Genomic DNA, 21,842 nt, shown 5'->3' on the forward strand with positions numbered 1-21,842 from the left:
AGAAAGTGAATATAATGAAGCAAGAAGAAAATATCCGAGCATTGGCTATTCAGTACTTTGAAGGACGTATATCAAGAGCTGACGAAAGAACCCTGTTTGAAAGTCTCGAACAGGCGGAAGACGGCTATGGCAGATTCCGTCAGTGGGAGAAAGAATGGATGAACAACCGGGTGCCCGATTCGCAGACCAATGCCGAATGGGAAGCATTGAAGCATAAGATATACACGCAGGAAGCTATTGTCCCATTATTGAAGAAACCGAAACTGAATATATGGAAGATAGCCCGTATCGCTGCTGTGGTAGCGTTGATTGTCGGTACTACACTGGGTATCCGGCAGGCTGTTTACCTGTTTGCACCGAAAACCTTCTTTGTCTGCGAGGCTCCGTTGGGGGATAAAAGTAAAGTACAGCTCTCGGATGGTACTATCGTATGGCTGAATTCAGGTTCCGTATTGAGATATTCGAATCATTTCAATACCGCCGACCGGGTTGTGGAACTGGAAGGAGAGGGATATTTTGAAGTAACCAGGCAGAATGGAAAGAAATTTATGGTAAAAACACAGGAATATGATGTGGTGGTGAAAGGTACAAAGTTCAATGTATCCGCTTACCCGGATGATTCTTATATAACGACTACCTTGCAAGAAGGAGTGGTAGAGTTGAATTATAAGGAAGAACAAATACAGATGTCGCCGGGAGAATCCATTTCTTTGGATTTGCAGACAGGGCAGTTGAAGGGAAAGAAAGTCAATGCATGGCAGGCGATGGCATGGGCGGAAGACAGAATCGAATATGATGACATCACATTAGGAGAGATGGTGAAGAAACTTTCCCGTCAGTACGATGTGCGTATTCAGTTGGGGTCGGAGAAGTTAGGCGACATGAAGTTCCGTGTTTCATTACGCAATAAAGAGACAATCGTGGATGTAATGGACGCACTTAAAGAAATCATACCTATCAAAGTAGAATATAAGGAAAAGGATATATATATAAGATAAGAACTCAATGTTTAATTGTAAAGAAATCAAGTATGAATATTACTCAAATAGGCAGATTTGGGATGCTGTTGATGATGGCATCTGTTGCAATCTCGTGTTCTGACCCTAATCCTTTAGATTCTTATACTCGTGTTCCATTTGAAAAGACGGAAACGGATGACGGAAATAATGATAGTGACGGAGACGGTGCCGGCGGTTTGTTCGAGAAAGGAAACGGAACGGACAGCAAACCTTATGTGATTATGAATGGGACGCAGATTAAGAATATGCGCAGTGTGCTGAAATCGGGAATAAAAGTTTATTTCCAATTGGGTGCTGACATTGATATGGCAGGTATTGATGACTGGCAATCGCTGAATGGCTCAGGGGATTTTCCTTATGAGATAGATTTTGACGGAGACAGCCATGTCATTAAAAACTTTAAATGCTCTGCCGGTGATTATCCGAGTTTCTTCGGAGTATTGTGCGGTGATTGTCGTAATGTAGGCTTTGTTAACGCTTCTGTATCGTCTACTCGGCAAGGCATTGGAATTATCACCGGTTATCTCGGACTTAAAGACAAGGGAAATGGCAGTAAGACGGGAAGAATTGTGAATTGCTTTACGACCGGGGAAGTGACAGGTTCAGGTGCGGCAGGTGGAATAGCCGGCGTATTGGCAAATAGCTATGATGGACAGGAAAGTTATATAAAGAACTGTTATTCAAGTGCAACCGTCAACGACCAAGCGGCAAGCGGCGGAAAAGCAGGTGGTATTGCCGGACGGAAAGTTGGTGTGGGTGGCTTTATTGAGAATTGCTATGCACACGGAGCAGTCAGTGCAACCAAAGGGGGCATAGGCGGTATTTTGGGACAAATCGACAAGAATTGTGATATTGCTATCAAGAACTGTGTAGCGTGGAGTAATCTGACCGGAACAGATGCTTCGTCAACCGTAGGGCGTATTGTCGGTGTCTCTGCTTCTTTGGGCAGCTATGAGAACTGTTATGCTTGTGAAAGCATCATACTGAAAGTGAACGGAGGTACGATTACCGCGTCAGATGAATCATCAGCCACAGGAACGACATTTCACGGAGTTGCAAAGACTGTCGATGAACTGGGAAATATTATCGTAGCTTGGAATCCGAATCTTTGGAAAAAAGGAACGGACGGTTACCCGGTATTCCAGTGGGCTGAGAAATGAGCACCGGTCGATACAAAAAAGCAGATTATTTCTGCTTTTTTGTATTTATAGGGGTTGGGCAGATGGATGATGAGTTGTTTTATCTTATAGAAGCGGTTCTGAGAAACACTACAATCGAATATATATATCCTTAAATATAAATCACTTTAAATTGTAACAACTTAATTGATAAAATTATGAATGACCGAAGAAACTCATTTTTTAGGCTGTTTCTCCTGATTCTGTTATGTATGGGCGTCCAGTCACTTGGGGCGCAGACGGTAACGAAGGTCTTTAAAAATGAGCCGCTAAAGGCGGTATTGAAAGAAGTTGAGCGGCAGACAAAGTACTCCATTATCTATAAAACGGACGAGGTTAACGAAAACAAGAGAATAACGGCTTCCTTTCAACAGGCAACCGTTAACAATGTGCTTGCCGCTGTTTTGGATAAAGATGTAGAGTACAAGCTGCAAAACCGGATGATTATCATCACGAAGAAGACGGTACGAAATATCGCTGCCGCCCCGTCACAGTCTTTACACCGGGTTACGGGGAAAGTAGTCGATGTGAATGGTGAGCCGGTAATCGGTGCCAGTGTACAGGTGGTAGGACAGTCTATGGGAACGATTACGAATTTGGATGGTGAATTTACATTGTCGTCCGTTCCGGTCAATGCGGTAGTAGTAGTGTCCTATATCGGATTTGAGAAGAAGGAAATCAAAGTCCCCGAGTTGCAGAAATCTTCGAGAGTGATGCTCCGTGAGGATACAGCGACGTTGGAAGAAGTGGTAGTCATTGGTTATGGCACTCAAAAGAAAATCAACCTGACGGGGGCTGTTGCTGTAGTAGATAGTAAAACGATGGAAGACAGGCCTGTACCGAGAGCTTCGCAGATGCTGCAAGGAACAGTACCTAATATGAATGTAACCTTCGGTTCAGGTTATCCGGGGGCTTCGGCAACCATCAATATCCGTGGTGTCAATTCTATTAGCGGCAACGCGTCGCCGCTGGTTCTGATTGACGGTATAGAGGGAGACATCGACCGCTTGAACCCGAATGATATCGCATCCATTTCAGTGCTGAAAGATGCTTCTTCGGCTGCCATTTACGGTGCGCGTGCCTCTTATGGTGTTATCCTTGTGACTACTAAAGAAGGTTCTGCCCGTAAGACTACCGTATCGTATGATGGAAGATATTCATGGAGCAATCAGACGACTTCTACCGATTTTGAAACCAGAGGCTATTATTCGGCAGGTATCAATGACTTGTTTTATACCAACTATAATGGAAAGCCTTATACTAACTACACAGAAGAAGACTACCGCCAGCTTTGGCTGCGCCGGAATGATAAAACGGAGAATCCGGAACGTCCCTGGGTAGTGACCGACCAACGCGACGGAAGAGACACATACGTCTATTACGGTAACTTTGACTGGTATAATTATCTCTATCGTAAAAACAGGCCGATGTGGGAACATAATATCAGTGTCAGCGGGGGAAATGACAAACTGAACTATTACTTGTCAGGAAATACAGTCGACCAGACTGGTATTTTCAGGCAGAACCCGGACAAGTATAAGGTGTATAACTTCAGAAGCAAAATCTCGGCTAAAATAACCCCCAGACTGACTATCAGCAATAATACGAAGTACCATTACAATAGTTACTCTTATCCGGGATTATCGGGTATCAATAACAACTTCAATACCGCAGTGAATCATGCGTTGGCCAGCTTCGTTCCTGTCAATCCAGACGGTAGTGCCGTGTATCTGACTTCATTGAGTAATTCCGCTGTTTTGGATGGAATGGGTGCTATCCTTGCTTATGGCAAGCATAAGAATGAAGACCAACGCTATGAGTTCTCCACCACTTTTGAGGCAAGCTTCAACGTGATGAAGAACCTGAATGTCCGTGCCAATTACAGTTACCTGCATTACAACTACCAAACCATGAACAGGACGGTGAATGTGCCCTATTCCAAATATCCGGGTGAAATATCTTATCTGACTACCGGAAACGGCGTGAACCAGTTGAAAGAAACACAAACCAATCATTGGTACCAGGCTTTCAATGTTTATGGTGACTACATGTTGGATATTGCCGACCACCAATTCAAGATTATGGCTGGTTATAACTATGAAACCAAACGTTTGAAAGACATTAAAGTCTCCCGCCAAGGCTTGCTTTCCGATGACCTGAATGACTTGAACCTGGCAGTAGGAGATGCGATGACTATGTCCGGCGGACAGAATGAATACGCACTTTTAGGAGCATTTTATCGTCTTAATTACTCCTACAAGGGTGGTCGTTACTTATTCGAGACGAGCGGGCGTTATGACGGAAGTTCCCGATTTAGAAGCGGACACCGATTCGGTTTCTTCCCCTCGGCTTCCGTAGGATGGAGAATCAGTGAAGAACCGTTTTTCGGAAACTTGAAGAAGAATATTGATAATGTGAAATTGCGTCTGTCGTACGGTTCGTTGGGAAACCAGCAGGTAGGATATTATGATTATATCCAGACCATTAACACCAACGGCACCATGAACTATATCTTTGGCGACCAGAAGAAAGGTTCCTATGCCAGTGTTTCCGACCCGAACTCTGCAGACTTGACTTGGGAAACTGTCTCAACCTGGAATGTGGGACTGGATCTCGGTTTCTTCAATAACCGTTTGAATCTGACTGCCGATGCCTATATCAGAGATACCAAAGGGATGCAAACTTCCGGCAAGAAATTGCCCGGTGCTTATGGGGCTAATGAGCCCAAGCAAAATGCAGCCAATCTGCGTACTAAAGGCTGGGAATTGATGTTGACCTGGAACGATGCCTTCAAACTGGCAAACAAGCCTTTCCGCTATAACCTGTCCGTAGGTCTGGCAGACAACACATCGGAAATAACAAAATTCGATAATCCGTCCAAGATATTGAGTGATTATTATGTCGGTCAGAAACTGGGTGATATTTGGGGATATGTGGTAGACGGACTTTTCAGAACAGATGAAGAAGCGGCAAGCTATAATATCGATCAGTCAGCTGTGAACTTCGTCATCAACACGGCACAAGTGAATCCGGGACTTCATGCCGGTGACGTGAAATTCATCGATTTGGACGGCGACCATAAAATTTCTTCCGGTTCGAATACGGCGGATGACCCCGGCGACCGGAAAATAATCGGAAACTCATTGCCGCGCTATACATATAGCATTCAAGGTGGTTTCGACTGGTACGGCTTCGACTTCTCCATCTATCTTCAGGGGGTAGGGCATCAGGATTGGTATCCGGGCACGAATTCCGTATTCTTCTGGGGACCGTATGCACGTCCGTATTCATCATTCATTCCCCGTGATTTCTTGAGTAATGTGTGGAGCCCGGAAAATCCGGATGCTTATTTCCCGCGTCCGATAGGTTATCTTGCTTTGGGCAACAACCGTTCCTTGGGAGTGGTGAACGACCGTTATTTGCAGAACCTGGCTTATTGCAGGGTGAAGAATATAACAGTAGGCTATACGATTCCCGCCGTATGGACAAAGAAAGTGAAGATAGAACGCCTGCATATCTATTTCAGTGGCGAGAACCTGTTTACCTTCTCTCCGCTAAAGAGCGATTACATTGACCCGGAACAAGCTTCGGCGGAGAACTCTATTAAATCTGCGAATGGTAACGCTAAACTGTATCCTTGGTCGAAAACCTATTCTTTCGGAGTGAACGTAACTTTTTAAACTAAATAATATTCTGAATTATGAAATCTGTTTATATAGTATCTTGGTTGCTCGCATTGGCGGTATCTTTCGTTTCTTGCGACGATTGGTTGGATAAGACGCCCAAAGACCGTCTCTATCCGGATGTATATTTCAAGACTGAGGATGAGTTGCGGTTGTTTACGAACCAGTTTTATAATAACTTGATTCCGGCTGCCGCCGATATCTATTCCGAATCATCCGATTTAATTGTCAAGTCCGATTTGATGCTCGAAATGTCCGGGCAGCGTATCATCCCCGACGAGGGTAACGGCTGGAATTTTACTGCACTTCGGGATATTAATTTCTATTTACAGTATTCCCACAACTGCACGGATGTGAATGCCCGTAACCGCTATGATGGTGTCGCCCGTTTTTTCAGAGCTTATTTCTATTTTGAGAAAGTGAAGAGGTACGGTGACATTCCCTGGTATGACAAAGCACTTGATTCGGACGACCCGGATTTATATAAAGCCCGGGATTCACGGGAATTCGTCATGCAGAAAATGTTAGCCGACCTGGATTTTGCGATTACCCATCTTCCGAAAACAAAAAATGCATATATACTGACCCGGTGGACAGCCTTGGCACTGAAATCCCGTGTCTGTCTGTTCGAGGGGACTTTCCGTAAATATCATGGATTAGAGGATTATGAGAAATATTTGGACGCTTGTGTCTCGGCATCCGAAACATTTATGAATGAAAGCGGATATACGCTCTATAAATCGGGTAGCACACCTTATAGGGATTTATTCGCTTCCATGAATTTGCAAGCGGATGAAATCATTTTCGGTCGCGACTATGAAGCCTCTCTTTCCGTGCTTCATAATGTGCAGAATTATGAGAATGCCACCACGATGGGGCGTCCGGGGTTAAATAAGAAGATTGTGAATTCTTATCTGATGGCGGACGGAAGCCGTTTCACGGATAAAGCCGGTTATGAAACAATGACTTTCGACCAGGAATGTCAGAATCGGGACCCGCGACTAGCACAAACTATCCGTACTCCCGGATATACGAGAATAGGAAGTACAAAGAAAGAGGCTCCGAACCTTGCCTACACAATGACGGGGTATCACCTGATAAAATATTCGATGACGGCTAATTATGATGAATATAATAAGTCATGCAATGATATTCCACTGTTCCGTACGGCAGAGGTGTACTTGAATTTTGCAGAAGCAAAAGCCGAATTGGGAACTTTGAAGCAGGCGGATATTAATAAATCCATCAAGTTACTCAGAGACAGGGTAGGGATGGGGAATCTGGATATGGAACTGGCTAATTCAAAACCGGATCCGTACCTGATGAGTGCTGCCACAGGTTATCCGAATGTGAAAGGAGCCAACCAGGGGGTAATTCTTGAAATTCGTCGTGAACGGACTATCGAACTGGCGATGGAAGGTTTCCGCTATTACGACATCATGCGTTGGAAAGAAGGGAAATTATTCGAGAACGACTTGCTGGGAATCTATATCCCCGGTCCGGGCACTTACGATTTGGATCAGGACGGTACGGATGATGTCTGTTTCTATGTTGGAACGAAACCTGCCGGAAATGTACCTTTGTATTTGGAGATTGGCGAACAGATTCGCTTGTCGAACGACGAGAGTGGTTATATCATTTGTCACAGTCTCATTACTAAAAAATGGAATGAAGACAGAGATTATTTATACCCTGTTCCTATCAGCGAACGTACTTTGTCCAATGGTGTGGTAACACAGAATCCCGGTTGGAATGACGGATTGAACTTTAATTAATTAGATTCAGAAATATAAATTCTTATGAAAAATATGATTTCTTATATATGTCTTCTGGCAGCAGTGTTTGCCAACTTGTCCTGTGCCGATGACATGGACAACTCCAAGTTTGATAATATGATACCCTATGGTAAGCAGGAGGTTTCTTATACTTACCCGAAAGGAGAGGATAATCTCAGAGTACTGACTTTTAACATAAGGCATTGCGCCGGTAGCGATGATGTGATTAATTATGACAGAACTGCAGCTATTATCAATGGGATGGAACCTGATATTGTTTGCTTGCAGGAAGTGGACTATATGACTACCCGCAGTAATAAAGTCGACCAGTTGAAAACCTTGGCGGATAAAACAGGAATGAACCACTATTTCAGCAAGTCAATCACCTATCAGGGAGGTGAATACGGAAACGGTCTTTTATTTAAAGGAACACCGGTCAGTACGCGGACTTACCCGCTTCCCGGTGCCGAACTTCGTTCTGCTGCCATAGCCGAATTTGAGAACTATGTAGTCATCTCCACGCACCTGGCTCTGGAAGAAAATAACAGAATAGAGTCTGCGAAGTTATTGACACAGCTTGCCAAAGAATACAAAAAGGTAGTGTATATGGCAGGCGACTTTAATGAAGACTTGATGAACGGGGCATTTTTTACGGAGTTGAAAAAGGAATGGAATGTAGTTAGTTCTACGGAAAATACTTTCCCTACGGGGCAATCTACCAAGCGCATCGACTTTGTTGTGGCATTGAAGAGTCCTGCAACGAGTGTGGTGAAATCGAATGTCGTGTATAATCTGGACGGTGTTAACGTTTCGATGGCTTCCGACCATTATCCTCTTTATTGTGATTTCCGTAAGGTGACGGCACTCGAAGAATTTCCGAAAGCTGCGGGAGATCTACGCATAGCTAATTACTTCACGAAAAACTGTGCCGGTACGGACGGAATTATTGACTATGATCGCATCGCTGCTGTTATAAATAAAATGAATTCCGATATTATCTGCTTGCAGGGACTGGATAAGGAGACGGAGCGCTCAAGCGGCATAGACCAGTTGAATACATTGGCGCAAAAGAGTAATATGTATGATTATTTTGCTAAAGCGATTGATTACAAGGGCGGGGAGTTTGGCGTAGGTATATTGACGAAAGACGAACCAATCAGTGTGGACAGATATCAGATGCCGGGAAAGAGTGAGATGCGTGCGGCAATGGTAGTGGAATATGAGAAATTTGTGGTAGCCAGTACGAATTTTGATACGGATATGGCTAAACGTATCGAGGCGCTTCAGACATTGCATACGAAGTTGTCCGCTTATAACAAGCCGGCATTCTTGGCTGGCTATTTCAATGAAGGCAATTTGGAAAGCGACTTCTTCAAGAAAGTAAAGGAAGACTGGAATCTTCTTAGTGCGGACAAGTCGACTGAAAACGGTGGAAAACAGCGTCGTCTGGACTTTATTGTATCTTTGAAAGACCATGGCGTTACTGTGACGCAAGCCGACGTGATGGAATATCTGACCGGAGCCGACGTTGCGACCGCTTCTTCACACTATCCTCTCTTCTGTGACTTCACAGGTTTGAAATAAAATGATTAGGTGCGGAATATTATATGGATACTAATTGACTAAAATGTAATAATCCCGTTTTTTCACTCCAGATAGAATGAAGAAACGGGATGTTATTTTGCTCGTATCCTCATTATGAGTGCTTTACTTTGGTAGGAGTAACATATTCTGCAGAATATTGTTCTTTTAGACAAATATTCGTGTAACTTTGCACGTAGTTTAGTATAAAAACAAGAGGAGAAAGAATGATAGTTTGCATAGCCGAAAAACCATCTGTAGCACGTGATATAGCCGAAGTACTCGGTGCTCATACAAGAAAAGAAGGATATATCGAAGGAAACGGATACCAGGTGACCTGGACATTCGGGCATCTATGTACTTTGAAAGAGCCCCATGAATACACGCCTAATTGGAAATCGTGGAGTTTGGGCAGCTTACCGATGATTCCCCCGCGTTTCGGTATCAAACTGATTGGGCATGACCCGGGTATTGAGAAACAGTTTCATATTATCGAGCAGTTGATGCAGAATGCGGATGAGATTATCAATTGCGGTGATGCCGGTCAGGAAGGAGAATTGATTCAGCGTTGGGTGATGCAGAAGGCTGGAGCACGCTGTCCGGTGAAGCGACTGTGGATTTCTTCTTTGACGGAAGAAGCTATTCGTGAAGGTTTTTCCAAGTTGAAAGACCAGTCTGATTTCCAGTCGTTGTATGAGGCGGGACTTTCTCGTGCAATAGGTGACTGGTTGTTGGGAATGAACGCTACTCGTCTTTATACGATTAAGTACGGTCAAAACAAGCAGGTGCTCTCTATCGGTCGTGTGCAAACGCCTACTTTGGCATTGATTGTCAACCGTCAGTTGGAAATCGCCAATTTCCAACCCAAGCAATATTGGGAGTTGAAGACAAACTATCGCGACACTACCTTCTCTGCCCTCATCCGCAAAAGTGATGAAGAAATAGCTGCGGAAGAAGAGAAGAACGGTGGAAAAAAGAAAATAGACAATCCGGGCATCGACCCCATTGCCAATCGTGAAGAAGGGGAAGCTTTGGTAGAACGTATCAAAGACTTGCCATTTGTAGTAACCAGTGTCGGCAAGAAAGACGGAAAGGAATACGCCCCGCGCTTGTTTGACTTGACTTCTCTTCAAGTGGAGTGCAACAAGAAATTCGCCTATTCCGCCGATGAGACGCTGAAACTTATCCAGTCTCTTTACGAAAAGAAAGTGGCTACCTATCCGCGTGTCGATACCACTTTCCTGAGTGACGATATTTATCCGAAATGTCCCGGTATCCTGAAAGGACTTCGTGACTACGAAGTTTTGACTGCCCCGCTGAACGGTTCCACGTTACCTAAATCGAAAAAGGTATTTGATAACTCTAAAGTGACGGACCACCACGCTATTATCCCTACCGGGGTTTATGCTCAAAATCTTACCGATATGGAACGTCGTGTCTATGACTTGATAGCACGCCGTTTTATAGCAGTGTTTTATCCCGATTGTAAGATTTCCACCACTACTGTGATGGGCGAAGTGGATAAGATAGAATTTAAAGTCACCGGCAAACAAATTATTGAGCCGGGCTGGCGCGTTGTATTTGCGAAAGACGTAAAAGAGTCTGCCGACGAAAAAGAAGACGGAGAGGAGAATGTGCTTCCTGCCTTTATGAAAGGGGAGAGTGGTCCTCACATTCCCGACTTGAATGAGAAATGGACGCAGCCGCCAAGACCTTTTACAGAAGCGACTTTGCTTCGTGCAATGGAAACAGCCGGAAAATTGGTAGATAATGACGAACTTCGCGATGCTTTGAAGGAAAATGGTATCGGTCGTCCGTCTACCCGTGCCGCTATTATAGAAACCTTGTTCAAACGAAACTATATCCGCAAAGAGAGAAAGAACCTGATTGCCACACCGACAGGAGTGGAATTGGTGCAACTGATTCATGAAGAGCTCTTGAAATCGGCAGAACTGACAGGTATTTGGGAAAAGAAACTCCGTGAGATTGAAAAGAAGACATACGATGCCCGCCAGTTTCTCGAAGAACTGAAGCAAATGGTTTCGGAAATTGTGATGAGTGTGCTGTCTGACAATACGAACCGTCGTATTACCATTCAAGACGCAATAACTGCCAAAGCCGAAGAGAAAGCGAAGAAGGAACCTAAAAAACGCGAACGGAAAGCAGCAAGTGCACCGAAAACAAAGAAAACGCAATCGGAATCGTTGGTCGGGCAGCCTTGTCCGGTTTGTGGCAAGGGGACGATTATAAAAGGAAAAACAGCCTACGGATGCTCTGAATGGAGAAACGGATGTACCTACCGGAAGAACTTTGAGTAGCTGGACCGGAATTCAGACACGACTTTGAAACGTTTGATATAAGTCATTGAAAAACATACAAGTAATAAAAAAGATTTTCTTATTACTTGTTGATGTTCTGTTTATTTTTTCCATGGCAGGCTCAGTATATACTGAAACTGATGAGCTACAACATCAAAAACGCGAATGGCATGGATGACGTCTGTAGTCCCGCTTCGCTTGCAGACCATTCCTTTGCCGGACAGCGTATCTTCCCATCTTCCCAAATCCGAAAAAAACACTTGATTATAGAAAAAGAAAGAGGAAATGAGAGTCAGAGTACTCAATGTAGAAGGGAAGGTTTTATTGGATATTACCGTGTGATATATCGGGTCTTATAGGAGGAAGGATAAAGCAAACAGTCCGCCTGCAACCTTCGGAGGTTGTCGGCGGACTGTTTGCTTTCAGGTTATCCGAATGTTATTGCCACAACGTCTGTTGTTCCAGTTTTTTGTTCAGTAGCAATTCGTCCGAAGGAATAGGAGACAGGTAATATTTCTCTTGCCATCCTTTGCCTGCCGATACAGGATCGAGGTAGTAATAGAGATGTCCGGCGTTGCCCATAGTGGCAAGTTCTGCTTCCGAGGCTTCCATCTTGGTTGTCAGGTTCAGGATTCCGGTTCCGCCTGTGGTAGCTTTTCCGTTGTTGAAGGTAGCTGATACGTTGTCGAGGTAAACTCCGTAAGGCTGTTTGTTGACAAAATAGTCGGCTTTTTTCCAGCGGCGTACATCCTCCCATGAGAAACTTTCGCCCATAAGTTCTATCAGACGTTCGCGGCGTATTTCCCATAAAACGGGGTCTACGGTCTTATCGCGGTCGGGGTCAAAGTCGTCTCCGATTGCGCTTACCTGCATTCTTCCCACTTCGGCACGGTCGCGCAGTTTGTTGATGGTCAGGTCGGCTACGGGTTGGTCGAATTTGTCCAGTTCGTACATGACTTCAGCGTAGTTGAGCATTACTTCTTCAATCTTGAAGACAGGCTTGTCTGATATTTCCATAGGATTGTTCTGGTCCTGTTTGTCCCACGCCGCATGATGTTTCCATACGAAATAGCCGCTCTTGCCACGTTGGAAGGCTTTTCCGGCGTATATGAGCTGTTCGCCACCAGTGGCGATTTGATCGTTTCCTACCTCGCAGGTGGCTACGTTGGGAACGTTTTTCAGGTAGTTTCCTGCCCAGTTACTACTCGGCAAGGCCTTGTGGGATGGTATCTGATGGTATCCGGCAGCTAAGTTCGGAATCTTGTATGTGTCGTTATTGGCATCGTAAATACCGCGTGGAGCAAACTGGTTGAGATACTCCATCCATTTGCCATCGTTCGATTTGTCAAGTTTGTAGCTATTTGCTTCTCCAAGTCCTGACACGTGGTAGGGCGGCATGATGGTTTGCCACATACGCGGGTCGCGCATACGGAAAGTGCGGTACACATTGCAGTTGGCATAGTCGTATGTTTCTCCTTCCGTATAGGATTTGTCCGCCGGGTTGTAGTCGTAGTGCTTGGCATTGCGATTGTGGATGGGCAATCCATCTTTGGTCAGGTAGAGGTCTACGGTAGACTGCGGCATTTCGAGACTTGCCGAAGCGATGTGCTCGAAGTGTCCCAAGCGGTGCATTTTGTAGTTTTCCACATATCTCACGTAGAGCAATACGCCGGGGATGTCCTGAAGATCTTCCGTTGTCCACATCTCTCCCCATCCTTTGCCGGGATGGGTATCCTGCGAGTTACCAGTGTACAGGGTGGGGTAACGTTCGATTAACTCTTTGGAAACTGTGGCACATACATTGAGCAGTTGGCTGCCGGTGATGTATTCCTTAGACGCACATTCGGATTCGTCCACCTGGTGGTATTTGCGCCACGTTCCTTCGAAAAGCGTGAATCGCGACATGAAGGCCTTCACTACGTCGCTGTTCAGCGTATTGGGCTCGGCAAGGTCGTCCTGTATGTTTTTGATACACCAATCCAGTTCTTTGTAAATCTGGTCGGCAACATAGAGGCGTGAGTCGCGCGCTTTCGTCAACTCGGGTGATGCGTCGTCAAGCAGATGGTCTACGTAGATGACATCACCGTAGTTTATCATCAGCGCATAGTGGCAGTATGCACGGAAGAACCGGGCGATGGCTTCGAGATGCAGCCGCTCTTGGTCTGTACACGCCGGTTCGTCGATATGCTTCAGCATGATGTTGGCACGGCGTATCCAAATGTAGGGATTGGAATATGTACCGTCTTTCGTAGGGATACTTACTGTTTGGGCTGCATAGGGGTTGGTGACGTTGCCTATTCCTGTGCCGTAATTGGTCAGCAGTCCCGAATAGATGTCGCGGGTGGAAGTTCCCAATGCACCCGACACGTTGATAGGTCCCTGAAAGGAGGTGTATGCTCCGCTGAATACTTCGTAGAGGTTCAGTAAGTAAGTGGAACTGGTAGTGAATGAAGTAAACGCTGTCGCTTCGGTTACTTTATCTGTCGGGAGCCGCTCCAGATAAGAATCGTTACATCCCGTCAGTCCCAATGCTGCCGCTATTGTCAAGGTCTGTATTATTTTTTTCATATATCGGTCTTTTTTTTAAAGTAATAACTAAAATGAGATATTTGCGCCAAAGGAAACCGTGCGGTAGAGCGGATAGCCCCAAGACAGTGTTTCCGGGTCGATTCCTGTTGGCAGTGAAGTGAAGGTTGCTAGGTTCTCGGCACTTACGAACAGGCGTAATTGGCTGACCTGAATCTTATTCAGCCATTGTTTCGGGAACGAATAAGACAACGTCACGTTCTTGATGCGCATATAAGCGGCACTGCTCAGCATATGGTCGTTGGTGCGGCGGTTGGAGCCCTGGTTGGCTACGGCAGAAGTGCTGCTTCCCCAGATACGCGGCAATTTGGCGTTCGGATTGGCTGCTACCATGTAGTTGGGGTCTTCGGGGTCTGTGCTCATCGGTGTCCAGTAGTCGGTTGTTCCTTTAAAGATGGGCGAGAAGGCTACATCGGTTGGCATGAAGGTGTAGAACAACTGGCCGTTGCTGAAATAATCGCGCTTGCCCACTCCCTGCAACATGATGTTGAGGTCGAAGCCTGCATAGTTCGCTCCCAGGTTGATACCATACTGGAAACGGGGAGTTGTGTTACCGATAACTTCCATATCACCGGGTTTGCTGACGGTATTGTTACCATTGTTGATGTTGTTCACATCGTCAGCGTTGTAGTCGCCGTCGCGCAGGTTCTTGAATTTGTAGTCACCCGGTCGGGGGCTGTATCCTTGCAAGGTGGGTACTCCTTCTTTCAGTTTCCAGGTTTTCGTGTCTTCAAAATCGTCTACCGTGTAGAAACCGTCGTAGCGGTATCCCCAGATTTCGCCTGCTGTCTTGCCTTCGTACAGGTAGGCAAGGCTCTTGTCTTCATTGAAGTTCAGCGATGTGATTTTGGATTTGTAGTCCCAAAGGTTGAGTCCGATGTTGTAGCCTACCTTCTTTCCGATGTTTCCGCGCCAAGCCAATTGGATTTCCCAACCGCGTGTCCGCATTTTGCCCACATTCTGATTGGGGGCGTTGGCACCCAATACGGCAGGCAGGGCGACACTCTGAGAGAGGATATCTTTCGTTTCACGCTGATACCACTCGAAGCTACCTGTCAGGCGGTTGTTGAGCAACGCAAAGTCTACTCCGACGTTGGTAGTGGTGATTGTTTCCCAAGTGAAGTTGGAGCTTATCAGTCCGGGAGCTTCGATGATGGTCATATAACCGTTGTCGTTGCCGTTGAGCCATACGGTAGATTGTGTTTTCAGTCCCATTGTGGCAAGGTAATCGTAGTAGCCGGCCGAATTCTGGTTTCCGATGGAACCGTAAGAGAGACGGGGTTTCACTTGGTCGATGATGTTGCGTGTGCCTTCCATGAATTTTTCTTCTGCCAGGTTCCAGGCGAGTGAGAATGAGGGGAAGAAAGCAAACCGAGAGTTTTTGGGGAATTTGGAAGAACCGTCGTAACGTCCGTTCACTTCCAGCAGGTATCTGCCTTGATAGTCATAATTGAAACGGAAGAAACCACTGCGGATGGCATAGCTTTGGTATTCATCGTTTGTGGTGACTTTGCCTTGTGCCCCGCTCATGGAAGGGATGTCTATCAACGCTTGTTTCTCTGCCCGTGTGTTGTAGTAAGCGTAGTCGTAGTCTTCCTGTGAGAAACCTGCCATGATGGAGAAGTTGTGTTCGTTGAGCAGATTGAATTTGTAAGTGGCGTAAGCATTGTAAGCGTTGCGCGTGTTGTAAAAATGGCGTGCTATGTAATAGTCTTCTCCGGAAGGCATGGAAGATACCCCTTCCTGTATGTCGCTTGCCGACCATTTGCCGGAATAGTAATTGAAGTCGGTAGCTTGCTTTTGGTAAGTGTACTCAAAGATGGCTTCCAGTCCTTTCAAGGGTCGGACGATAGATTTTAGGAAGAAGCGGGGCGTATCGATCGTTGTATGCCGTGCGTTGCTGTTTTGGATGATGGCAAGCGGCGTTTTGATGATGTTACCATTGGGGTCGAGGCCGTCAGGCAGGAAGTTGTGTAGACGGGTGGAGTACAAGAAACCGCTCTCATCGTTCAGAAAGTCACGTTTCTGTTGCGAGTAGTTGAAGGTAGCCTCTTGAGTGTACCATTTGGTTACGTCTGCCGATATCATTCCGTTGAATGTCATACGTTTATAGTTGTCCTTGTCGCCTTGCAACGGACCGTTTTCCGTATAGCGGTTGCCCGACATACGGAAACGCACACGTTCCGAAGCACCGCTCACCGTGAAGTTATGGGTTTGTGAAAAACCTGTCTCAAGCATGCGGTCGTAGAGACTTTCCTGTTTCAGATAATAACGCTTGTTGTCTGCATTGGCCACCAAGATACCGGTATCTTCGTAGAAGGTTCCCAAATCTGACAATGCGCTGCGGTTGGTATTGTACAGGTTCAGATATTCCATCCATGAGTCAATGTTTTGGCTGTTACCGCCTGCATACGTGTTGCCCAATGTCTCTTTGTAGATAGGAAGGAAGGTTTCGAGACCTACTTGTTCGGGAGTGTTGGCAGCCTTGACGAAACCGAAGTTGTTGTTGTAGCTGACTGTTATTTTTTCCTCCTTGTTGGGGCGTTTGGTCGTGATTAATATAACTCCTGCCGCCGCGCGTGCTCCGTAGATAGCTGCCGACGAGGCGTCTTTCAATACCGTCACCGATTCGATGTCTTCGGGATTCAGTGCATCGATGTCGCCGGGAACGTTGTCAATCAGTATCAGCGGTGATAATGCAGTCGTTTCATTGTTTTTGTTCGAGAAGGTAACGGAACCGCGAATCTGGATGTTTTTCCCAGTCTGTCCCGGCGTGTTGCTGCCACTACTGATGGTAAGTCCGGGGATGGCACCTTGAAGAGCTGCCGCCGTGTTGGGTTGCGGACGGCTGCCCAACACTTCGTCCATCTTCACCGTAGAGACCGAACCCGACAGATTGGCTTTCTTTTGCGTACCGTAGCCCACTACGACTACTTCTTCCAACTGTTTCGAATCGTCTTCCATGATAATCTGGACCATGTTGCTGTCGGTTACTTTTACTTCCATCGTTTTATAACCGACGTAGCTCACTTGTAGCGTGACAGGAAGTTTGTCTACCTCCAACGTGAATTCTCCATCCAAGTTGGTGATGCATCCGACCGTTGTGTTGGGGATAATGACGGAAGCTCCGATGACGGTTTCTTTCGTCTTGTCCATCACAACTCCTTTTACGGTATGTTTCTTCGATTGTTGGGGAAGGGGAGCCACGCTTTCGCTTTCATTGTTGCCACGAACGTTGCTCTCATGCGTAGGTGAAGCTGCCGAGGCCGGATACCCGACCGACAGAAAGAGAACCGTCAGAGCAAACAAGAACCAATAATGCTTGGATCTACATGATTTCTTTTTCATACTTAGATTCTTTTTAGTTAATAAATAAAATTCCTTCTATTAGAGTTTATATCGAATAATTGATTAAAGCGTTCTTTGACTTATCTTTGTGTTCTAAAAAGTTCAATAGATGTATTACGACAAGATTCGCCACCGTCATAGCCAAGTGCTTGCAGCGACAGGATTAACTCCTGTTGAGTTTGACGCCTTATTAATAACTTTCAAGTACCATTGGGATGAATATTACAGCCATTTTACCTTGGAAGGTAAAGTGCGTCAACGTATATCTTACAACAGGAAGACCAGTGTGTTGCCTCTGATTCAGGACAAAATGTTCTTCATATTGGTATATCTGAAGACCAATCCCCTTCAGGAACTCCATGCCATTCAGTTTGAGATGACCCAGCCCCAGGCCAATAGATGGATTCATCTGCTTTCAGAGATTCTCCGGCGTACATTGAAAACGCTTGGTGAATTGCCGGACCGTAACTCCAAACGTCTGATACACATCCTTCAAGGATGCGAAGAAGTCTTGTTGGACGGAACCGAGCGACCTATTCAACGCCTTTTGGATGAAGACAGGCAGTCTGCATGTTATAGTGGTAAAAAAAACTCATAGCATAAAGAATAACCTGTTATGTACCAACAATCTTAGGATTGTATGGCTGAGCTCCACATACGAAGGTCATGTCCATGACAAAAAGATTTGTGATGAAGAACCTCTTCTACTTCCCAAAGGTATTAGACTCTGGCAAGATACAGGCTTCATCGGACACAGGCCGGATGGGGTTGAAATATGCATGCCAAAAAAGAAACCTAAAGGAAAAGAGCTTACTAGTGCTGAAAAACAAGAAAACAAGCGGATTTCCGGAATCAGAATTAAAGTGGAGCATGCCATAGGTGGTATGAAAAAATGCCGTATTGTCAAAGAACGATTCAGATGCCATAAATTCGGTTTCGAAGATATGGTGATTCTTATTGCTTGTGGATTACACAATTTCAGAATCAGTCAAAAAATGAGTCATATAACAAATTAATCTATATAATGTCTATTATAAATAAGTAGTGATAACTCAAAATAACGATGGGCGGACATTTGGAGGAAATGTTCCTATGTACTGCGTTTTTTTGAGTTTATTTGCTATATTTATAACGACTCTGCAAATGTAGCAAATAATCTATTGCGATAATTGAATCGCTTTGATATTTTTTATAATATTTGGTTGTTTCACTGAACGTACGCTACCTGAAATCTAATTTTTCTCTTGCGACGGCCTATCGGTTGCAATGCGAACGACTGTTGTTTTTCTTACTGCAAACTATTCGTCTGACTATAGTTGAACTTGCGTCTGACTATAGTGTTCGTTTCGTCTAACTATAGTCAGACGAAAAAAACACTATAGTCAGACGAATAAATTTATGCATTCCGGCCGTTAGTCGTTAGGCAACGGAGATGTAAAGTTTAGGCAATTCTTCCTTAGTCTTTCTCTATTATCGGTTTGTCCGTACACAAACAAAAGAACGGTAGACAGATGCTTGGTTGTAAGCCTGTCTACCGTTCTTCGTTTAGTTTTCCGATGGGGTGGCCGGAGTGTTACATTCTTGCGTATTCCTTATGAAATTCGACCACTGCTTCGATGCCTTTATGGAAAATGTCCAACGAGAAGTTCTCATTCGGAGAATGAATGGCATCCGATTCAAGTCCGAAGCCCATCAATACGGTTTTGATTCCCAGCACCTGCTCGAAAGTGGAAATGATAGGAATACTACCGCCGCGGCGCACGGCCAGCGGTTTCTTGCCGAAAGCTATCTCGAAGCCTTTTTCTGCCGCCTGATAAGCAGGAAGGGAGATAGGGCACACATAACCCTGTCCGCCGTGCATCGGGGTAACTTTCACCTGCACTGTGTCGGGAGCGATGCTGCGTATATAATCAGCAAACATCTGAGAAATCTTATGATGGTCCTGATGCGGAACCAACCGGCAGGAAACTTTGGCGTAAGCTTTTGACGGGAGTACGGTCTTCGAACCTTCTCCCGTATATCCGCCCCATATGCCGCACACGTCAAAAGACGGACGGCAACTGTTGCGTTCCAGCGTACTGTATCCTTTCTCCCCAAAAACTTCCTTCACTCCGATAGCCTTTTTATATTTCTTCTCATCAAAAGGAATATGCGCAATCATTTCCCGTTCGGCTTGCGGAACTTCTTCCACGTCGTCGTAGAATCCGGGAACGGTAATCCGTCCGTTGGCATCCGTCACTTTGCTGATAATCTGGCAAAGTGTGTTGATGGGATTAGCTACCGCACCGCCGAAATGTCCGGAATGTAAGTCCCGGTTCGGTCCGGTGACTTCTATCTCCCAGTAAGCCAGTCCGCGCAGGCCCGTAGTCAGCGAAGGAAGCTCTGCACCCAGCATACTCGTGTCCGAAACGAGGATTACATCTGCTTTCAGAAGTTCCTTGTGTTCCTCGCAGAACGCTTCCAGACTGGGAGAACCGATTTCCTCTTCTCCTTCGAAGATGAACTTCACATTATTCTTTAATAGCTCGTTTTTAAGTAGATACTCGAACGCTTTCACCTGAATGAAAGATTGTCCTTTGTCATCATCCGCTCCACGCGCCCGGATATGTCCGTCCCGTATTTCCGGTTCGAACGGCTGGCTTTTCCAAAGTTCCAGCGGTTCGGCTGGCATTACGTCGTAGTGGGCGTAGACCAGCACGGTTTTGGCATCCGGGTCTACTATTTTTTGGGCGAAGACAATCGGGTTGCCTTTAGAGGGCATCACCAGCGCTTCGTCCACTCCGGCTTCTGTTAACAGTTGCGCCCAACGTTCGGCACACGCCAGCATATCGTCGTGATGTTCCGGCAGTGCGCTGATACTTGGAATACGGATGAGGCTGAACAAGTCTTCCATCATTTTGGGTTCGTTCGCGGCAATATATTTCTTGATTTCGTTCATAACTTAAATAAGGATTAAAGTTGCGTGGTCTTATCCAGCAGATAATAATCGAGTATGGTCATGGCTGCCATTGCTTCCACGATAGGCACGGCACGTGGCAGTACACAGGCATCGTGGCGTCCGCGGGCTTTCAATGTGGTGTCTACTCCGTCGATGTTGACCGTTTCCTGCTCCATCAATATGGTGGCGATAGGTTTGAAGACAACACGGAAATAAATATCCTGTCCGTTGCTCAGACCGCCCTGGATGCCACCTGAGTGGTTGGTATGTGTTTCAATGCGTCCGTTGTTATTGTAGAAAACATCGTTCTGTTCGGAACCTTTCATTTTCAGTCCCTTGAATCCTTCGCCGTATTCGAATGCTTTGGCAGCGTTGATACTTAGCATGGCATTGCCCAAGGCAGCATGAAGTTTGCCGAAAACGGGTTGTCCCAGTCCGATGGGGCATCCTTTAATGACACAGGTCAGCGTGCCGCCGATGGTGTCGCCTTCCCCTTTCACCTTACAGATAAAGTCTGCCATTTCCTTCGCCTTTTCCGGGTCGGGACAGCGCACGTCGTTGGTTTCTATCAAGTCGAGGTCATAATCAGAATACGTGCTTTCCAGTTTGATGGCGCCTACCTGCGATGTATAAGCGGTGATGCTGACTCCCAACTGGCGAAGCGCCAACTTGGCCAAAGCACCGGCAACAACGCGCGAAATCGTTTCGCGTGCCGAAGAACGTCCGCCGCCGCGGTGGTCACGGATGCCATACTTCACGGTGTAAGTGTAGTCAGCATGTGAAGGACGATATACATTTTTCAGATTATTGTAGTCACTAGAGTGCTGATTCTCGTTCCATACGATAAAACCGATAGGGCATCCGGTGGATTTGCCTTCGAAAATACCGGAAAGGAACTCTACTTTATCGGCTTCTTTACGTGGTGTGGTAAGGATAGATTGTCCCGGACGGCGGCGATTCAGTTCTTGCTGTACAAATTCTTCGTCGATGGTAATTCCTGCAGGAAATCCGTCAATCACTCCCCCAACTCCTTTTCCATGAGACTCGCCGAAACTGGTGAGCCGAAAGATGTTGCCAAATGAATTAAACATAGTTGTGGCTTTTTTTAAAATTACTGTATGCAAATATAACAAAGTTTTCGATAAGATTGTTGTGAACTCAAAATATCTTCAAAAAAGGAAGCATATTCCCAAGTAGGCGACACGGAGGTGAAAATGGAATTGAAAGAGTTTGAACTGTTCCTGAATGGAGCTGCCATGAAGTTCGGTGATATCGTAATAGACAAATGTACGGTAAAAAAAGAGACTGACAATAACAGAATGAGACTTTATTTGTTCACTAAGAGCCTGTTTAAATTCTCTTCAGTCATAATATTATAGCTCTTACCCCAGCTTTTCTTGTCGCGTCCGTCTGTAG

Annotated in this window: 12 protein-coding genes and 2 pseudogenes; 10 read left to right on the forward strand and 4 right to left on the reverse strand. The window is 45.7% G+C overall.

Going from position 1 to position 21,842, the window contains the following annotated elements:
- Positions 1–14: 14 nt before the first annotated feature.
- The 7 genes and pseudogenes from NSB03_RS08565 to NSB03_RS20755 form a co-directional block, all read left to right on the forward strand.
- A complete protein-coding gene (locus NSB03_RS08565; RefSeq protein WP_024987287.1) occupies positions 15–998 on the forward strand; it encodes a FecR family protein in 984 nt (327 codons plus the stop codon).
- 32 nt (positions 999–1,030) lie between these two features.
- Positions 1,031–2,179 (forward strand): hypothetical protein, encoded by a 1,149-nt coding sequence (locus NSB03_RS08570; protein ID WP_024987288.1) that lies wholly within the window; start codon positions 1,031–1,033, stop codon positions 2,177–2,179.
- A 176-nt stretch (positions 2,180–2,355) separates the two neighbouring features.
- On the forward strand, positions 2,356–5,877 hold the full coding sequence (locus NSB03_RS08575) for a SusC/RagA family TonB-linked outer membrane protein (protein WP_257466330.1): 3,522 nt from the start codon (positions 2,356–2,358) through the stop codon (positions 5,875–5,877).
- Between the two features lie 20 nt (positions 5,878–5,897).
- On the forward strand, positions 5,898–7,655 hold the full coding sequence (locus NSB03_RS08580; RefSeq protein WP_257466331.1) for a RagB/SusD family nutrient uptake outer membrane protein: 1,758 nt from the start codon (positions 5,898–5,900) through the stop codon (positions 7,653–7,655).
- 24 nt (positions 7,656–7,679) lie between these two features.
- The gene (locus tag NSB03_RS08585) at positions 7,680–9,239 is read left to right on the forward strand and encodes an endonuclease/exonuclease/phosphatase family protein (RefSeq protein ID WP_024987289.1); all 1,560 of its coding nucleotides are present in this window, start codon (positions 7,680–7,682) and stop codon (positions 9,237–9,239) included.
- 224 nt (positions 9,240–9,463) lie between these two features.
- Positions 9,464–11,554, forward strand: a complete 2,091-nt coding sequence (locus NSB03_RS08590) for a DNA topoisomerase 3 (RefSeq protein WP_135037517.1) — start codon at positions 9,464–9,466, stop codon at positions 11,552–11,554.
- 64 nt (positions 11,555–11,618) lie between these two features.
- Positions 11,619–11,742 (forward strand): annotated as a pseudogene (locus NSB03_RS20755) (endonuclease/exonuclease/phosphatase family protein); the annotation flags it as partial.
- Positions 11,743–11,992: 250 nt separating this feature from the next.
- Here NSB03_RS20755 and NSB03_RS08595 read toward each other — a convergent pair.
- Positions 11,993–14,122, reverse strand: coding sequence for a RagB/SusD family nutrient uptake outer membrane protein (locus tag NSB03_RS08595; RefSeq protein WP_257466332.1), 2,130 nt, complete (start codon positions 14,120–14,122; stop codon positions 11,993–11,995).
- A 27-nt stretch (positions 14,123–14,149) separates the two neighbouring features.
- Positions 14,150–17,488 (reverse strand): SusC/RagA family TonB-linked outer membrane protein, encoded by a 3,339-nt coding sequence (locus tag NSB03_RS08600; RefSeq protein ID WP_135037511.1) that lies wholly within the window; start codon positions 17,486–17,488, stop codon positions 14,150–14,152.
- A 109-nt stretch (positions 17,489–17,597) separates the two neighbouring features.
- Between NSB03_RS08600 and NSB03_RS08605 the strand changes: the two genes are divergently transcribed.
- Positions 17,598–18,086 carry a helix-turn-helix domain-containing protein gene (locus tag NSB03_RS08605; RefSeq protein WP_024987291.1) on the forward strand — a complete coding sequence of 163 codons (489 nt, stop codon included), beginning with the start codon at positions 17,598–17,600 and terminating at the stop codon, positions 18,084–18,086.
- On the forward strand, positions 18,040–18,504 hold the full coding sequence (locus NSB03_RS08610) for a transposase family protein (protein WP_128824327.1): 465 nt from the start codon (positions 18,040–18,042) through the stop codon (positions 18,502–18,504). Before NSB03_RS08605 ends, NSB03_RS08610 begins: the two co-directional genes overlap by 47 nt.
- Before the next feature lie 557 nt (positions 18,505–19,061).
- Here NSB03_RS08610 and NSB03_RS08615 read toward each other — a convergent pair.
- Both NSB03_RS08615 and aroC read right to left on the reverse strand, forming a co-directional pair.
- A complete protein-coding gene (locus NSB03_RS08615; RefSeq protein ID WP_024987293.1) occupies positions 19,062–20,426 on the reverse strand; it encodes a dipeptidase in 1,365 nt (454 codons plus the stop codon).
- 14 nt (positions 20,427–20,440) lie between these two features.
- Positions 20,441–21,517: a chorismate synthase gene (gene aroC / locus NSB03_RS08620; RefSeq protein WP_024987294.1), complete on the reverse strand. Its 1,077-nt coding sequence runs from the start codon at positions 21,515–21,517 to the stop codon at positions 20,441–20,443.
- A 96-nt stretch (positions 21,518–21,613) separates the two neighbouring features.
- On the opposite strand from aroC, the pseudogene NSB03_RS20975 reads away from it, so the two are divergent.
- A pseudogene (locus NSB03_RS20975) lies at positions 21,614–21,727 on the forward strand (calycin-like domain-containing protein); the annotation flags it as partial.
- Between the last annotated feature and the right edge of the window lie 115 nt (positions 21,728–21,842).

It is taken from the genome of Bacteroides acidifaciens (assembly GCF_024623065.1).
In the GTDB taxonomy this organism is placed as follows: Bacteria; Bacteroidota; Bacteroidia; order Bacteroidales; family Bacteroidaceae; genus Bacteroides; species Bacteroides acidifaciens.